Here is a 15,160-nt window from a genome sequence, read left to right on the forward strand (position 1 = left end):
TCACTTGCGGCGGGCGTTGCGGTAGGCCTCCACCACGTCGCGGTGCAGGCGCCCGCGGCTGGAGACCTCATAGCCGTTCTCGGCGGCCCACTTGCGGATCTGGGCGGCCTCCACCTTCGGAGAGGGCGGCGCCACCGCGCGGCCCTTCTTCATGTAGGGCTTCAGGAACTCGCGGAGCTCGTCCGCGTGCTCCTTGGACAGGTCGATCTCGTAATTGCGACCGTCCAACGCGAAGTTCACGGTCTCATCTGCTGCCGAACCATCAAGATCATCCACGAGGATTACTTCTACCTTCTGTGCCAACGGTGATTCCCACTCTCTTCATCGCGTGCCCGTGTCCCTCGGCTCCGGTCCGCATGTTCGGGGTCATTCCCCGATGGCTCATGCGGCCGGCCGTGCACTTGTGGTCCTCTGAGAATACCGCACGGAAATGCGCATGACGAAGTCCTTCTTCGGGAATCCCAATCAGCTCAGCGAGAGTCGTCGCCCCGACGAGGGACGTCGTCGCCCCCGCGCCGGCGGGCCCACTCCCTCGCGTCCGCCTCCTCGCGGGCGGCGCGGGCGTCCTCGCCGGTGGACCGACGGCCCATGCTCTCGCGCTCGGCAGTGTCCGAGCGCAGCAGCGAGCGCATCACGAGCCAGAAGATCAGCCCGAGGCCGATGGACGGAGCCAGGACGGAGAAGTACTCCCAGAACGTGGCCATCTCAGGCCTCCGGCTTGAGCAGCGGGAACAGGATGGTCTCGCGGATGCCGGCGTCGGTGAACAGCATCACGAGGCGGTCGATGCCCAGGCCGATGCCGCCCATGGGCGGGGCGCCGTACTCGAGGGCCCGCAGGAAGTCCTCGTCGAGCTGCATGGCCTCGTCGTCGCCGGCGGCGGCCATCGCGGACTGCGCGGTGAGCCGCTCGCGCTGGATCACGGGGTCGATCAGCTCGGAGAACGCGGTGCCGCGCTCCATGCCTCCGATGATCAGGTCCCACGCCTCGATGACACGGCCGTCCTCGCGGTGCGGGCGGGCCAGCGGCTGGGCCGCTGGCGGGTAGTCGTGGACGAACGTGGGGTTCATCAGGGTGGGCTCCACGATCTCGCCGAACAGCTCGATCACGAGCTTCTGGGCGTCCCACGCCGGGTCCACCTTCACCTCGTGCTCCGCGGCGATCGCGCGCAGCGTCTCGGCGTCGGTGTCCGGGGTGATCTCGCGGCCCACGGCCTCGGACAGGCCCGGATACACGGAGACCCACGCCCACTCGCCGTCCAGGTCGATGACGCCCTTGTCCGTCTCGATCCGCCGGCCGGCGCCCACGGCGTCCGCGGCGGCGAGGATGATCTCCTGCATGCGCTCGGCCATCACGTGCATGTCCGCCCAGGCCTCGTAGCTCTCGAGGGTGGTGAACTCCGGCGAGTGCGTGGAGTCCACGCCCTCGTTGCGGAACACGCGGCCGATCTCGTACACCCGGTCGATGCCGCCGACGACGGCGCGCTTGAGGTAGAGCTCGGTGGCGATGCGCAGGGTCATCGGCTGGTCGAAGGCGTTCAGGTGCGTCTCGAACGGGCGCGCCAGCGCGCCGCCGTGGATGAGCTGGAGCATGGGGGTCTCGACCTCCACGTAGCCGTGGCCCTCGAGGGTGCGGCGCACGGCGGAGGTGACCTTGGCGCGGGTGTAGACCATGCGGCGGGCCTCGTCGCGGACGATCAGGTCCGCGTAGCGCTGGCGGACCCGGGTCTCCTCGTTGAGGTCCGCGTGCAGCACGGGCAGCGGGCGCAGGGCCTTGGAGGCCATCTCCCAGGCGGAGGCCATGATGGACAGCTCGCCGCGGCGGGAGACGATGACCTCGCCGGTGACGGAGAGGAAGTCGCCGAGGTCCACGGCCTTCTTCCACTGCGCGAGCGAGTCCTCGCCGACGGCGGCCAGGGAGACCATGACCTGCAGGCGGACGGCCTCGCCGTCCACGCCGGACTCCTGGAGGGTGGCGAAGCAGAGCTTGCCGGTGTTGCGCAGGAACACCACGCGGCCGGTCACGGAGACGGTCTCGCCGGAGGCCCAGTCGGGCTCGTGCCCGTCGAACTGCTCGCGCACCTCGGTCAGCGTGTGGGTGCGGGGCACCTGCACGGGATAGGCCTCGCGGCCGGCGGCGAGCAGCTGCTCGCGCTTGGCGGCGCGGACGGCCTGCTGGTCGTGGTGGTCGACGGCGGAGGTCTGCGGGTTCGCGGAGTTCTGGGAGGTCACAGTGGGCCAGTCTACCGAGGTCCCGCGGGCCGGGACGGGGGCCGTGGGGGCGCCGTGACGACCCTCACGGCGCCCCGCTCAGCGGCGCACGTCCGGGTTGACGAGCGCGGGGACCTCCCCGCCGGTGGCCATGGCGATCGCGTTGCGGGCGGTCAGCTCGGCCATGGCCGCGCGGGTGTCCCGGGTGGCGGAGCCCAGGTGCGGCAGGAGCATGACGTTGTCCAGCTCGGCGAGGCCGGGGGCCATGGCCGGCTCGTCCTCGTAGACGTCGAGGCCGGCGCCGAAGAGCCGGCCGGCGCGCAGGGCCTCCACGAGGGCGGCCTCGTCCACGACGGGCCCGCGGGCGGTGTTGATGAGCACGGCGTCGTCCTTCATGCGCGCCAGCACGTCCGCGTCCACGAGGTGCTCGGTGTCCGCGGTGAGCGGCACGTGCAGGGAGAGGAAGTCGGAGCGCTCCACGAGCTCCTCCCAGCGCACCTGCTCCACGCGGCCGGCGAGCTCGCCGAGCTCCTCGGGGGCGACCTCGCGGTGCGCGGGCGGGCGGGGCGCGAAGACGACGTCCATGCCGAAGGCGAGCGCCCGCTCCGCCACGGCCTTGCCGATGCGGCCGAACCCGGCCAGGCCGAGGGTCGCGCCCTTCACGTCCTTGCCCACGAGCAGGTCCGCCCTCCAGCCCGTGAACTCCCCGGCGCGCATCATCGCCTCGCCCTCGTGTGCGCGGCGGGAGACGCCGAGGATCAGCAGCAGGGCGATGTCCGCGGTGGCGTCCGTGAGCACGTCCGGGGTGTTCCCGACGGCGATGCCCGCCTCGGTGGCCGCCGCGACGTCGACGTTGTTGTAGCCCACGGCGTAGTTGGCGATGCCCTTGAGCCTCGCCTGGGCGAGCACGTCGGCGTCGAACTTCTGGGCGAGGGCGCAGACCACCACGTCGTAGTCGCCGGAGGCGGCGAGCGCGGGGAGCGCGTCGTTCCCGCCGACCTCGGATCCGAGGGTGACCTCGCCCGCCTCGCGCAGCATGCCCAGGCCGGGCTCGGGGATCTCGGTCATCAGCAGGAAGCGGGGGCTCACGAGGGGTGTCTCACTCTCCGGGTCGGGGTGCCGACGGCGGGGCGCCGCCGGGCATGACCAGGCTAACCGCCGGGGACGGGTGCGGGGCGGGTGCGGGGCGGGGCGCCGACACCTATGATTGACCATCGTCAATCATTGACTGCCGTCAACCACTCCGACGACCCCGCCGAAGGACCCCATGAGCCCCACCTCCCCCGCCGTTGCGGGCACCGCACCGGCCGGCGCGCCCTCGCTGGAGCGCGCCGCCGCGGACGCCGCCCGCCACCGCGCCGTGCTGCAGGCCCTCACCGGCCTGCTGCTGGGCATGTTCGTCTCGATGATCGCCAACACCGTGGTCTCCACCTCGATGCCGGTGATCATCAGCGACATCGGCGGCAACCAGAACGACTACACCTGGGTCATCACCGCGGCCCTGCTGGCCACGGCCGTCTCCACCCCGGTGTGGGGCAAGCTCGCGGACCTCATGGACCGCAAGATGCTGTTCCAGGTCGCGCTCGTGATCTTCGTGGGCGCCTCCGCGGCGGCCGGCTTCACGAACGACCCCACGTTCCTGATCGTGTGCCGCGTGGTCCAGGGCCTGGGCGGCGGCGGCCTGGCCGCGCTCAGCCAGGTGATCATGGCGGACATCATCAGCCCCCGCGAGCGCGGCCGCTACATGGGCCTGTTCGGCGCGGTCATGGCGGTGGCCACCGTGGGCGGCCCGCTGGCCGGCGGCGTCATCACGGACCTGTGGGGCTGGCGGTGGAACTTCTTCGTGGCCGTGCCCTTCGCGCTCGTGGCCCTCGTGATGGTCCAGCGCACCCTGCACCTGCCCGCCCGCGAGCCCCGCAAGGTGTCCATCGACTACCTCGGCATCGTCCTGCTCGGCGTCGCCACGTCCCTGCTGCTGATCTGGGTCACCACGGCCGGCCAGCAGTTCCCGTGGGCGTCCTGGACCACCGCGTGGATGGTCGGCGGCGCGGTGCTGGCGGCCGCCCTGTTCGTCGTCGTCGAGCTGAAGGTGACCGAGCCGCTCATCCCGCTGACGCTCTTCCGCAACCGCACCTTCACGCTGGCCACGATCGCCTCGATCGCCACCGGCCTGGCCATGTTCGGCGCGGGCGTGTACCTGGCGCAGTACATGCAGCTCGCCCGCGGGGCCACGCCCACGCAGGCCGGCCTCATGACCATCCCCATGATCGCGGGCCTGCTGATCACCTCCACGGTGATCGGCCGCGTCATCACCCGCACGGGCGTGTGGAAGCGCTGGCTGATCGTCGGCGCCGTGCTGCTCACCGCGGGCATGGCCCTGCTGGCCACCCTGCACTACGACACCCCGTTCGTGCTCGTCTCCCTCCACATGCTCCTGCTCGGCGCGGGCGTGGGCATGACCATGCAGAACCTCGTGCTCGTGGTGCAGAACACCACGGACCCCCGGCAGATGGGCGTCGCCAGCTCCGGCGTGACCTTCTTCCGCTCCCTCGGCGGCAGCGTGGGCGTCGCCGCCATGGGCGCCGTGGTGGCCAACGTGGTGCCGAGCCGGTTCGAGGCCCGTGGCGCGGACCTCGCCGCCGCCCTGCAGTCCCTCGGCGCGGACGGTCCCGTGTGGGCGCAGCGGCTGCAGTCCGGCACGCTGCCGCGCGTGGCCGAGATGCCCGAGCCTCTGCGCGTGGTCGTGGAGGACGTCTACGCCACCGGCATCTCCCAGGCGTTCCTGGTGGGCGTGCCGCTGGCGGTCGTCGCCGTGGTCGCCATCGTGTTCCTGCCGAACATCCCCCTGGGCCGCATGACCACCTCCGAGCGCCTCGACGCCTCCCGCGCGGACCTGGCCACCGTGACCGCGCCCGCGGCCATGCAGAAGGTCCCCGCCACCGGGGAGATCCCCGTGGTCGCCCCGGCCGCGGGCGGCGCAGGCGGCACCGACGACGCCTGCACGGCGGAGGATGCCGACGGCACGGAGGGTGTCCCGGCCGCGCAGGGCCCGACGACGGCGCCCGCAGAGCCCACGGCGGAGCGGGCGGAGCGGCCGGCGGTCCAGCCGGCCGCCGAGTCGGTCCCGGCCCGCGTGGTCGCGCCGGCCGCGGCAGCCCCGTCGACTGCGGCAGCCTCCGGCCGCTCCGGCGGCGCCCGTCCCGGAGCGCGCGCCGCGGCCGCCGTCGCCCTGCTCACCGCGATCGCCGTGCTCATGCGGCAGGCCCGCCGTGGCTGAGCGCGGGCACGGGGACGACCGAGGCCTCGACGGGGTCGGCGCCGAGCGTGGGGACGCGGGAGGCGAGATCGACGGGTTCGAGGCGGCCGTGCGCGGCCTCGAGGACGCGTTCGCCCGGATGGTCCGTCAGCACCGTCAGGTGGTCACCCGCCAGGCGGCGGCACTGAAGCCGGGGCTGTCCGCGGGCGCCATGAAGGCGTTCATCACCCTGTGCAACGCCGGCACCATGACGCCCTCCACGCTGGCCGAGCACCTGCTGCTGGACCGCGCCCAGGTCTCCCGCATGGTCCGGGACCTCGAGGACGAGGGCCTCATCACCCGCGAGCCGGACCCCGTCGACCGCCGCTCCGCCCTGCTCACCGCCACCGAGGAGGGCCGGGCCCGTCTGGACGCCGTGCGCGGCGGACCGGCCGGCGAGGGGCTGCGCGCCGACCTGGCGCACTGGGACCGCGCGGACATCCACACGCTCGTGCGCCTGCTCGGCCGCCTCGTGGAGGAGCAGCAGGCCCGCGTGGACCGCACGCCCGACGCCGGCTGAGCGGCGCCCGGGCACCGGCCCGGGTCCGCGCGACCGGAAGGCGCGCGCGACCAGAGGGCAGGCGCGACCAGAGGGCGGGCCCCCGGCGCGCGCCCGGCTCACCAGATGGTGACGCGCTCCTCCGGGGCCAGCCACATCGGGTCGCCCTCCTGGGTGCCGAACGCCTCGTGGAAGGCGTCGATGTTCTTCACCACCTGGTTGCAGCGGAACTCGTTGGGCGAGTGCGGGTCCGAGGCGATGCGGGTGACCATGGTCTCCGGGCGCGTGAGCTGCCGCCACACCGCCGCCCAGGCGGAGAAGAACTCCCGGTCCCCGGCTGCGGCGTCGAGCGAGGCGCCGTCGCCCTCGTCCCGCCAGATCTCCAGGGCGCGGTGCGCGATGCCCAGCCCGCCGAGGTCGCCGATGTTCTCCCCGAGGGTGAACTCGCCGTTCACGCGGTGGTCCGGGGCCTCGGCCGGGGAGAGCACGTTGTACTGGGCCACGAGCCGCGAGGTGAGCTCGGTGAACGCCGCCCGGTCCTCCTGGGTCCACCAGTCCTCCAGGCGCCCCGAGCCGTCGTAGCGCGAGCCCTGGTCGTCGAAGCCGTGGCCGATCTCGTGGCCGATCACCGCGCCGATCGCGCCGAGGTTCGCGGCCATCGACTTCTCCGGGTCGAAGAACGGGGGCTGCAAGATGGCGGCCGGGAACACGATCGCGTTCTCCAGCGGCGAGTAGTAGGCGTTCACCGTCTGCGGGGTGATGTGCCACTCCTCCGGGTCCGGGCCGTCCTCGATCTTGCGCAGGTCCCGCTCCCACTCGAACTCCGAGGCGGCGCGGGCGTTGCCCAGCAGGTCCCCGGCCTGCACCTCGAGCGAGGAGTAGTCCACCCAGCGGACCGGGCGGCCCACCATCGGCCGGAACATGGACAGCTTCTCCAGGGCGCGCTGGCGGGTCTCCTCGCCCATCCACTCCAGCTCGTCGATCGAGCGGCGGTAGGCCTCCTGCAGCAGGTTCACCAGCTCGTCCATCGCGGCCACGTGGCCCTCGGGGAAGTGGCGGTCCACGTAGAGGCGCGCCACGTCCTCGCCCGCGGCGCCGTTGACGAACGCGACGGCGCGCTTCCAGCGGTGGCGGACCTCCTCCGTGCCGGCCAGGCGGCGGCCGTAGAAGGAGAAGTTCTCCTGCACGAAGGCGTCCGGGAGGAACCCGGCGAAGGAGCGCAGCACCTGCAGGATCAGCCAGTGGCGCCAGTCCTCGAGGTCGGCCGCCTCGGGGCCCTCCAGCAGCGCCTGCACGCCGGAGAGGAAGTCCGGCTGCCACACCACGACCTCCCGCGAGCGCTCGCCCGCGGCGTCCACGCCCTCGAGCCAGGCCTCGGCGAGCGGGAACAGCTCCACCAGCTGCTCGTGGGTCATCAGGTTGTAGCGGGCCACGGCGTCCCGCGAGCGCACCACGTCCCAGTGCAGGGCCGCGATGCGCTTCTCCAGCTCGACCACGCGGACGCCGGCCTCGGCCGCCTCCGCGGAGTCCGCCCCGATCCCGGCCAGGCCCAGCAGGCGCCCGGCGTGCTCGGTGTACTGCTCGAGGATCTCCGCGTAGGCCTCGTCCCGGTAGTAGGACTCGTCCGGCAGGCCCAGGCCGCCCTGCAGCAGGTGCAGGAGCATGCGGTCCGGGTTCCCGGCGTCGTTGAGGGCGCCGGTGTTGACCAGGCCGGACACGCCCTGGCGCTGCAGCCGCCCGGACAGCTCGAGCAGCTCCGCCGGGGTCTGCACCGACGCCACCGCCGCCATGTCCGTGGCCACGGGCTCGAGCCCGCGGGCCTCCACCGTCTCGTCGTCCATGAAGGACGCGTAGAGGGCCGCGATGCGGCGCTTGACCTCGGGCAGCTCCATCCCCTCGGTCTCCTCCGCGTCCAGCGGCTCCAGCGGCGTGTGGTGCTCCGCCCCGGCCGCGGCCGTGGCGTCCACCCGGGCCTGCGCCGGGTCGAAGCCGGCACCCACCTCGCGCACCGCGTCCTCGCACAGGTGGCGGACGGCGAGCTCGGCGGCGTCCCGCAGCTCCAGGAACGCGCCGTAGGCGCCCTGGTCCGCGGGGATCTCGTGGGTGTCCAGCCAGGCGGCGTTGACGTGGCGGTACAGGTCCTCGCGCGGGGCGGGGACGCGGGGTTCGGCGGTGGCGGTCACGGCTGGTCTCCTGGACGTCGGGTCGTGGCGGTCTCGCACCGCACTCTAGCCGTGACGGCGGACACGCGAGCGGGCGCGCACCCCGGGAGGGTGCGCGCCCGTCGTCGTGGGGCCGGTCCGCCGGCGATCCGGCGTCCGGCGAGGGCCGCCGGTCAGGCGACGGCGGAGGCCAGCTTCGCCAGCGACTCCTCCATCTGCTCCTCGGAGACCATCGGGAAGAGGTTCTTCTCCAGCAGCTCCGGATCGGTCACGGCGGTCCAGTCGTAGGTGAGGGACACGTCCGTGCTGCCGGAGCCGTTGTCCTCGAGCCGGTAGACCCACTGCCAGCCCTTGGGCTCGGTGCCGGCGGGGGCGGTCTTCCAGCCGACCAGCTTGTTCGGGTCGTAGGCGACCACGTGGTTGTCGGTCTGGTAGTCGCCCCCCATGTGCTCCGCGTGCATGTTCATGGTGAACACGTCGCCGACCTTCTGGATGCGCTGGGTCTTGTCGTCCGACTGCACCATGCCCGATCCGTCGAACTTTGCGTGGTTCGCGGGCAGTGTCAGGAAGTCGAACACATCCTTGGCGGACGCGTCGATGGTCCGGGTGACGGTCTGCTGGGTCTCACCGTGGGCGGTCTTGTTCATCTCGGTCATGGGATCAACCTAGGCGCGGGGCCGGGGCGGGCGACAAGGTCTGAGGCTCAGTCCGGCACGTTGCGGCCACGACGGAACGCGGACACGCTGCGGTGGCCGGCCACGTTGAACCGCCACGGGAAGCGCACGGAGCCGCCCTCCCCTGAGACGCCGACGCGCGGGCCCGTCACGACCTCGATCGGCGGCTCGGCCGGATCGCGGGACGCGGGCGGGGCCAGGAGGAAGCGGGCGGGCGCGGCGAGGCGGGCCGGGGTGCCGCCGTCGTCGGCCACCTCCGGCGGCGCGGCGACGATCTCCACGGGCGCGTGGCCCATCTCCAGGGTGATGCCGAGGCCCTGGCCGAGGTTGCCCGGCCCGGAGAGCAGCTTGAGGCCGGTGTCCCGGCCACGGCGGGCCACCGCGAGGTCCCCACCCGCGAGCACCTCGGCCGCACGCAGCAGCACACCGCCGGCCTCCCCCTCGGGGTGGCCCACCAGGTTCAGGCAGCGGTGGATGCCGTAGTTCAGGTACACGTACGTGCGCCGCGGCGGCCCGAACAGCGCGGCATTGCGCTCGGTGCGACCGCGGAACGAGTGGGCGCCGGGGTCCTCGCCCGCGTCCCCGTACGCCTCGGTCTCGGTCAGCCGCACGGTGACGGCGCCGTCCGGGGCGACGACGGTCAGCCGGCACCCCAGCAGCGTCGCGGCGAGCGCGGGCGAGGGGCCGTCGAAGGCCGCGGCGAGACGCTCCGGGGTCACGGCAGCGGGCCGGCGGCGGGCAGGACCCGGTTGTCGATGAGGCGGACCGGCGGCACATGCGCGGCCACGAGTGCCAGGGCGTCCCGGCGCAGGGGCTGGCACAGCAGCTCGGCGCCGAGCTCCTCCAGCGTCTCCCGGTCCACCACCACGAGGTGGTCCAGCGTGACGCCCGGCTCGGCGGCCACCTCCTCGCGGGCGGCCTGCACGTCCAGGACGCGGCCGGCGACGGCGGCCTCCTCGAGGCGCGTGAGGGCGCGGTTGAGCACCAGCGCGGCGTGCAGGCCGGCCTCGTCCAGGCGCGTGTTGCGGCTGGACAGGGCCAGCCCCTCGGGCGAGCGGACGATCGGCACCGCCCGCACGTCCACGGCCACGTCCAAGTCGTGCGCCAGACGGCGCAGCACGGCCAGCTGCTGGGCGTCCTTCTGCCCGAAGTAGCTGCGCAGCATGGCGGGGGCGGGCGGCATCGAGAGGTTCCAGAGCTTGGCCACCACGGTGCACACGCCGTCGAAGTGGCCGGGACGGGAGGCGCCCTCGAGCACCTCGCCCATGCGGCCGGCGCTCACCGAGACGATCGGGGCGTCCGGGTGCCCCGGATACATCTCCTCCACGGACGGGGCGAACACCACGTCCACGCCCACGGCGCCCAGCAGGTCCAGGTCCGCCTCGAGTGTGCGCGGGTAGTACTCCAGGTCCGCGCGGTCCCCGAACTGGAGCGGGTTCACGAAGATGCTCGCCGCCACCACGTCGTTCTCCGAGCGCGCCTGTCGGGCGAGCGCGGCGTGCCCGCCGTGCAGGGCGCCCATCGTGGGCACGAGGCCCACGGAGACCTCCTCGCCCGGGTCCTCCGCGGCCGCGCGCCCCACGAGCTCGGCGACGGCGGCGCGGAAGTCCGCCTTCGTCGTCGTCAGGCGGGGGCGCGTGCCGCCGGCCTCCGGCACCTGGTCCTCCAGGGTGAGGCCGGTGCGGGGCGGGACGGGGGTGCGGTCGGGGACGCGGTCGAGCGGGGTCACGGGCCGAGTCTAGGACCCTCTCCCCCGGCCGCTCCCCGTCCTGCGTCCCGTCCCGCCTCCGGCGGAGGGTCAGCCGTCCTGGGCCGCGCCCTTCACCTGGCGGGCGGCGTCCTGGGACTCCGCCTTGAGGTCCTGCGCCTTGTCCGCGCCGTCCGCCTTCACGTGGTCGACGGCCTCGGTGGCCGACTCCTTCACGCTCTGCGCGGCGTCGCGCGCGACGGGCTCGAGGTCCTCGCGCAGCTGCTGGGCGACCTGCTTGGCCTCGTCCACCAGCGGGGCGGCCTGCTCCTTGAGGCCCTCGGCCGCACGCTGCTCCACGCGCGAGGCGGGGATCAGCGAGCTGACGAGCAGGCCCGCGCCGAACGCGATGAGGCCGGCGGCCAGCGGATTGCCGGCCGTGCGCCCGCGCAGCTGGGCCGGGGCCTGCTGCACGGCGTGCTGGGCGTCGTCGGCCCAGCCGGACACGCGGTCGCCCGCGTGGCCCATGGCGTCGCGGGCCTGGTCGGCGGCGCCGTGCATCGAGGCGCGCGCGTCGTCCGCCGCCGCGTGGGCGCGGTCGCCCATCGACGGCTGGCGGCCGTGGTCCTCCGGGGAGCCCATGATGTTCTCCTTCACCGAGAGCAGTCCGTCCTTCATGCGGTTCGTCTGGCGGCTGACGGCCTTGGTGGGGCTGACCTTCTCGGCCAGCGCGTCCACGTCCTGACCCAGCTGGTGACGGGTGCGCTCGATCTCGGCGCGGATCTCGTCGGGATTGTTGCTCGTGGTCATCGCGTCTCCTTCGCGGGGTTCAGGGTCTCGGGGATCTCCTGAAGCGTCTCCTGGGTCTGCGGCAGACCCTTGATCTTCTCGAGGTGCTTCTTGCCCATCAGGGCGAGCACCGCGGCGCACACGCCCCACAGGACGGCCACGATCAGCGCGGCCCACCCCAGGTGCATGGCGGAGCCCAGCGCCCACATCAGCGCCAGGGACAGGAACATCAGCAGGAAGAAGCCGCCCACGGCGGCGCCGGCCAGCAGGCCCGCCCCCGTGCCGGCCTTCTTCGCGGACTCCGTGGCCTCGGCCTTGGCCAGGGCGATCTCCTGGCTGACCAGCGTGGAGAGCCGGGACGAGAGGCTCTTGAACATCTCGCCGAGGCTCTCGTGCTCGGCCCGGAACTCCGCCTGCGTGGGCGGCGGGGTGTGCGCGCCGGCGTGCGGCGTCGCGTCGCGGATCGACTCGTAGGGCGTGCTCACGCGCGGCCCCCGGGCTGGGACCGGTCGAACGGACGCTCGGCGGTCAGGCCGTGCTGCTCCGGCGCCTCGACGCCGTACGGGGTCTCCCCCGGGGCGACGGCGCGGCGCGGGGCGCCGCCGGCCACGCGGCCGTCCGCGTTCTCCAGCGAGTCGCTGGAGTAGGCCGGGGCCTGGGACTGCAGGTGGTGCGGGGTCACGTCCGCGTGGACGGCCTCCGGGCGCACGCCCTCCCGACGACGGCCGGCGAGCTGGTCCCCGGAGTCCGGGCGGCCGGCGTCGCGCATGCCGCGGGTCAGGCGGCCGGCCACCAGGCCGGCGCCCAGGGCGATCGCCAGGAACGTGCCCGGACGGCGGGCCGCGAAGCCGCGCACGTCCTGCAGCAGCTCCTGCGGGGACGCGGTCTCGAGGCGCTGGGTGAGGGCCTCGGCGCGGTCCGCCACGGACGCGAAGCCCTGGCGCACCAGGTCGGTCTGGGGCTGCTCGCCGGAGACCACGCGGTGCAGGTCGTCCGTGTAGGTGCGGGCCTGGCCGGCCAGGCGCTCCCGCTGGGCGTGGGCCTGCGAGCTCATCTGCTCCTGGGCCTGGCCCGCCAGGGACTTCACCTGGTGCACGGCCTCGTCCTTGACGTGGCCGGCCTCCGCCTGGGCGGTGGAGGCCAGGTCCTGCGCCTTGGCCTTGGCGTCGTGGGCCACGGCCTGCGCCTGGCCCTGCGCCTCGCCGGCGACCTGCTCGGCCTTGTCCTTCGCGGTGGACTCCTCGGCGGAGGAGCCGCGGTGGGCGTTCGACGGATTCGTCGTCATGCTGTGCCTTCCTCGTCTGCGTCGGCGGGCCCCTGGCGGCCGGCCCTTCTGGCCGTCCGCGTCGCCGGGGTCCACCGGGCTTGGGCGCCACCCTAAGCACGGGAACGCGCGCGGAGACAGGGCTGAGCGCCACTGCGTTCCCACCGACCTCCGAGCATCCGTGCAGGTCACCGGCGGGTCGAGGACGACGACGGCGCCCCCCGGAAGCCGAGGGACGCCGTCGTGAGGTCAGGCCGGGCAGCGAGCTCAGGCCGGGTCCGGCGCGGTGAGGCCGAGCGTCTGCGGCGCGGTCGGCGCGCCCTCGCCGAGCACGTGCTCGCCCAGGAAGCCGAGGACGACCTCGTACCAGACCTTCGCGTGCTGCGGCGCGAGGATCCAGTGGTTCTCGTGCGGGAAGTACAGGAACCGGTGGTCGGTGGTGCCGTCGGCCGCGGCGGGCCGCCCGGACTTCGCCAGCAGCTCCGACCACAGGCGCAGCCCCTCGCCGATCGGCACGCGGTAGTCCTTGTCGCCGTGGATCACGAGCACCGGGGAGACGATGTCCCCCACGAAGCGGTGCGGGGAGTTCGCCTCCTGCATCTCCTCGTCCATCTCGCGCGCCCAGTAGAAGGCGGCGTCCGTCGTCGGGCCGAAGCCGTCGAGCGCCCACAGCGAGGCGTGCGTGACCACGGCCTTGAACCGGTCCGTGTGGCCGGCCACCCAGTTCGCCATGTACCCGCCGAACGAGCCGCCCATGGCGGCGGTGCGCTCGGCGTCGACGTCGTCCCGGGCCACGACGGCGTCCGTGAGCGCCATCAGGTCCGTGTAGGGCGCCTGACCCCAGCGGCCCCAGCCGCGCTCGATGAACTCCTGCCCGTAGCCCGTGGACAGCGCAGGGTCCGGCAGCAGCACCGCGTAGCCGCGCGCGGCCATGATCCACGGGGTCCAGCGCCAGCTCCACGCGTTCCACGAGCCGAGCGGCCCGCCGTGGATCCACAGCAGCAGCGGGTGGCCGCCGGCGGGGGCCTGCCCCTCGGGGAGCACGAGCCAGCCGCGCACGCGCGTGCCGTCCTCGGCCGTGGTCTCGACGTCCTCGAGGGTGCCGGGGACCACGGGGCGCTCCACGGGGTTGGGCAGGCGCACGACGTCGCCGGTGGCCAGGTCGATCCGCGCGACCTCCGGCGGGAACAGGTAGGAGGAGCGCACGCCGTACGCGGTGGCGCCGTCCGGGGCGAGCACGACGTCGCTCCACGCCTCGTCCTCGGCGGTCACCTGGGCGACCTCGCCGGTGGCGACGTCGATGCGGAACACGGGGCGGCGTCCGTCCGAGTCCGCGAGCGCGATCACCGCCGAGTCGTCCGGCAGCCAGGCGACGACGTCGGCCCACCGGTCCCAGTCGTGGGCCAGGGGCGTGGTCTCGCCCGTGGCGGTGTCCATGACGTACAGGCGCGGGTGCGCGGCGGCGTGCGGGGTGGAGTCAGGGGTGCGGACGACGACGGCGCGCGAGCCGTCGTGGCTGACGGGGCCCACGTGAGCGTCCTCGCCCGGGACGTCGTGGAGGACTCGGTGCTCGCCCGTGGCCAGGTCCACGCGCACGATCGTGCCCTCGCGGACGTTGCCGCGCGCCTCCGCCGTGGCGGCCGTGGTCAGCAGGAACGAGCCGTTCGGGGACACCTGGGCGCCGACGCCGAACGCGTGCGAGCGGGGGAACCCGGAGACGTGGCGCAGGTGGTGCGGGACGTCGTCGGCCTCGGGGGCGAGGCCGGAGGCCGCGGTGGTGGCGGACGAGGAGGCGGGCGTCGAGGCGGAGGCGGCGGTCGAGGCGGAGCCGGCGGCGCCGTCGTCGTGCCCGGACTGCGGGGTCGACTCCGGATCCGCGGCGTCCGCGTCCGAGGCGGGCTCGCCCTGCGGATCCACGCCCTCCTCGAGGACGAACAGCTCGGGGCGGGCGGGGCCGAGGTCGTGGTCCCAGAAGCGCACCGGGTAGCCGGTGTGCAGGATCGCGTCCACGCCGGCGTCCTTGCGGGCCTTCGCGAGCGCGGCATGCTCGGCCTCCGTGGACGCGCCGAGCAGACGGTCCGCCGTCACGACCACGCGGTCCGCCGCCGACGCGCAGGCCACCGAGGCGACGCCGCCGGGGCGGGAGAGCAGCACGCGGGCCTCGCCGCCGCGGGCGGGCAGGGCCCACAGGGCGCTGCGCTTCTCCGCCTCCGCGTCCGCCGGATCGGGGCGGGCCGAGGTGAAGTACAGGGTGCCGTCCGCGGCGAACTGCGCGCCGGCCTCGCCCTCGCGGGAGCGGGTCAGGCGGTGGGCCGGCCGCTCCCCGGCCGGGTCGACCTCCCACAGGGCGGAGGCGTAGCCGGTGCCCTTCGCGTCACGGGTGGCCACGGTGGTGACCAGGCGCGTGCCGTCCGGGCTGAGGGTGAGGCCGGAGACGCGGGGCAGGGCCGTGAAGGCGTCGAGGTCGTGGAAGGGGGTGGCGGGGGTCGGAGCGGGGGTGTCCGCGGTGGAGGTCATGCGGACGTTTCTATCGGTCCCCGCGTGATCCGGGCAACACGGGGTGGCGGGCGGTGGGCGGTGGG

General features: G+C 74.0%; 14 protein-coding genes. 2 read left to right on the forward strand and 12 right to left on the reverse strand.

Translation table 11 applies throughout. From position 1 onward, the window contains the following. The 4 genes from HDA33_RS09345 to HDA33_RS09360 all read right to left on the reverse strand — a co-directional run bounded on the left by HDA33_RS09345 (position 1) and on the right by HDA33_RS09360 (position 3,297). A complete protein-coding gene (locus HDA33_RS09345) occupies positions 1-303 on the reverse strand; it encodes a histone-like nucleoid-structuring protein Lsr2 (RefSeq protein ID WP_158491927.1) in 303 nt (100 codons plus the stop codon). A gap of 167 nt (positions 304-470) precedes the next feature. Next, positions 471-704, reverse strand: coding sequence for a hypothetical protein (locus tag HDA33_RS09350; protein ID WP_158491928.1), 234 nt, complete (start codon positions 702-704; stop codon positions 471-473). A 1-nt stretch (position 705) separates the two neighbouring features. After that, positions 706-2,229: a lysine--tRNA ligase gene (gene lysS, locus HDA33_RS09355; RefSeq protein ID WP_184172740.1), complete on the reverse strand. Its 1,524-nt coding sequence runs from the start codon at positions 2,227-2,229 to the stop codon at positions 706-708. A gap of 78 nt (positions 2,230-2,307) precedes the next feature. After that, entirely contained in the window at positions 2,308-3,297 is a 990-nt protein-coding gene (locus HDA33_RS09360; protein ID WP_158491930.1) for a 2-hydroxyacid dehydrogenase, read from the reverse strand. Positions 3,298-3,475: 178 nt separating this feature from the next. Between HDA33_RS09360 and HDA33_RS09365 the strand changes: the two genes are divergently transcribed. After that, complete coding sequence (locus HDA33_RS09365; protein ID WP_246416929.1) at positions 3,476-5,485, forward strand: MDR family MFS transporter; 2,010 nt, start codon at positions 3,476-3,478, stop codon at positions 5,483-5,485. Beyond that, complete coding sequence (locus HDA33_RS09370) at positions 5,478-6,023, forward strand: MarR family transcriptional regulator (RefSeq protein ID WP_184172742.1); 546 nt, start codon at positions 5,478-5,480, stop codon at positions 6,021-6,023. The genes HDA33_RS09365 and HDA33_RS09370 overlap by 8 nt, the downstream gene beginning before the upstream one ends. A gap of 98 nt (positions 6,024-6,121) precedes the next feature. On the opposite strand, the gene HDA33_RS09375 is transcribed toward HDA33_RS09370, so the two are convergent. From HDA33_RS09375 to HDA33_RS09410, 8 genes are all read right to left on the reverse strand, one after another. Beyond that, entirely contained in the window at positions 6,122-8,185 is a 2,064-nt protein-coding gene (locus HDA33_RS09375) for a M13-type metalloendopeptidase (protein ID WP_184172744.1), read from the reverse strand. 152 nt (positions 8,186-8,337) lie between these two features. After that, positions 8,338-8,820, reverse strand: a complete 483-nt coding sequence (locus tag HDA33_RS09380; RefSeq protein ID WP_158493656.1) for an SRPBCC family protein — start codon at positions 8,818-8,820, stop codon at positions 8,338-8,340. Between the two features lie 47 nt (positions 8,821-8,867). Then, a complete protein-coding gene (locus tag HDA33_RS09385; RefSeq protein WP_184172746.1) occupies positions 8,868-9,557 on the reverse strand; it encodes a DNA-3-methyladenine glycosylase in 690 nt (229 codons plus the stop codon). Continuing rightward, the gene (gene panC / locus HDA33_RS09390) at positions 9,554-10,567 is read right to left on the reverse strand and encodes a pantoate--beta-alanine ligase (protein ID WP_184172748.1); all 1,014 of its coding nucleotides are present in this window, start codon (positions 10,565-10,567) and stop codon (positions 9,554-9,556) included. The genes HDA33_RS09385 and panC overlap by 4 nt, the downstream gene beginning before the upstream one ends. Before the next feature lie 69 nt (positions 10,568-10,636). Next, positions 10,637-11,335, reverse strand: a complete 699-nt coding sequence (locus tag HDA33_RS09395; RefSeq protein ID WP_184172750.1) for a DUF3618 domain-containing protein — start codon at positions 11,333-11,335, stop codon at positions 10,637-10,639. Beyond that, a complete protein-coding gene (locus HDA33_RS09400) occupies positions 11,332-11,799 on the reverse strand; it encodes a phage holin family protein (protein WP_184172752.1) in 468 nt (155 codons plus the stop codon). The genes HDA33_RS09395 and HDA33_RS09400 overlap by 4 nt, the downstream gene beginning before the upstream one ends. Then, a complete protein-coding gene (locus tag HDA33_RS09405) occupies positions 11,796-12,599 on the reverse strand; it encodes an ATP synthase subunit B family protein (RefSeq protein WP_158491936.1) in 804 nt (267 codons plus the stop codon). Before HDA33_RS09405 ends, HDA33_RS09400 begins: the two co-directional genes overlap by 4 nt. 246 nt (positions 12,600-12,845) lie before the next feature. After that, on the reverse strand, positions 12,846-15,095 hold the full coding sequence (locus HDA33_RS09410; protein WP_184172754.1) for an alpha/beta fold hydrolase: 2,250 nt from the start codon (positions 15,093-15,095) through the stop codon (positions 12,846-12,848). Positions 15,096-15,160 lie beyond the last annotated feature (65 nt).

The sequence above is a fragment of the Micrococcus endophyticus genome, from assembly GCF_014205115.1.
Taxonomy (GTDB): domain Bacteria; phylum Actinomycetota; class Actinomycetes; order Actinomycetales; family Micrococcaceae; genus Micrococcus; species Micrococcus endophyticus.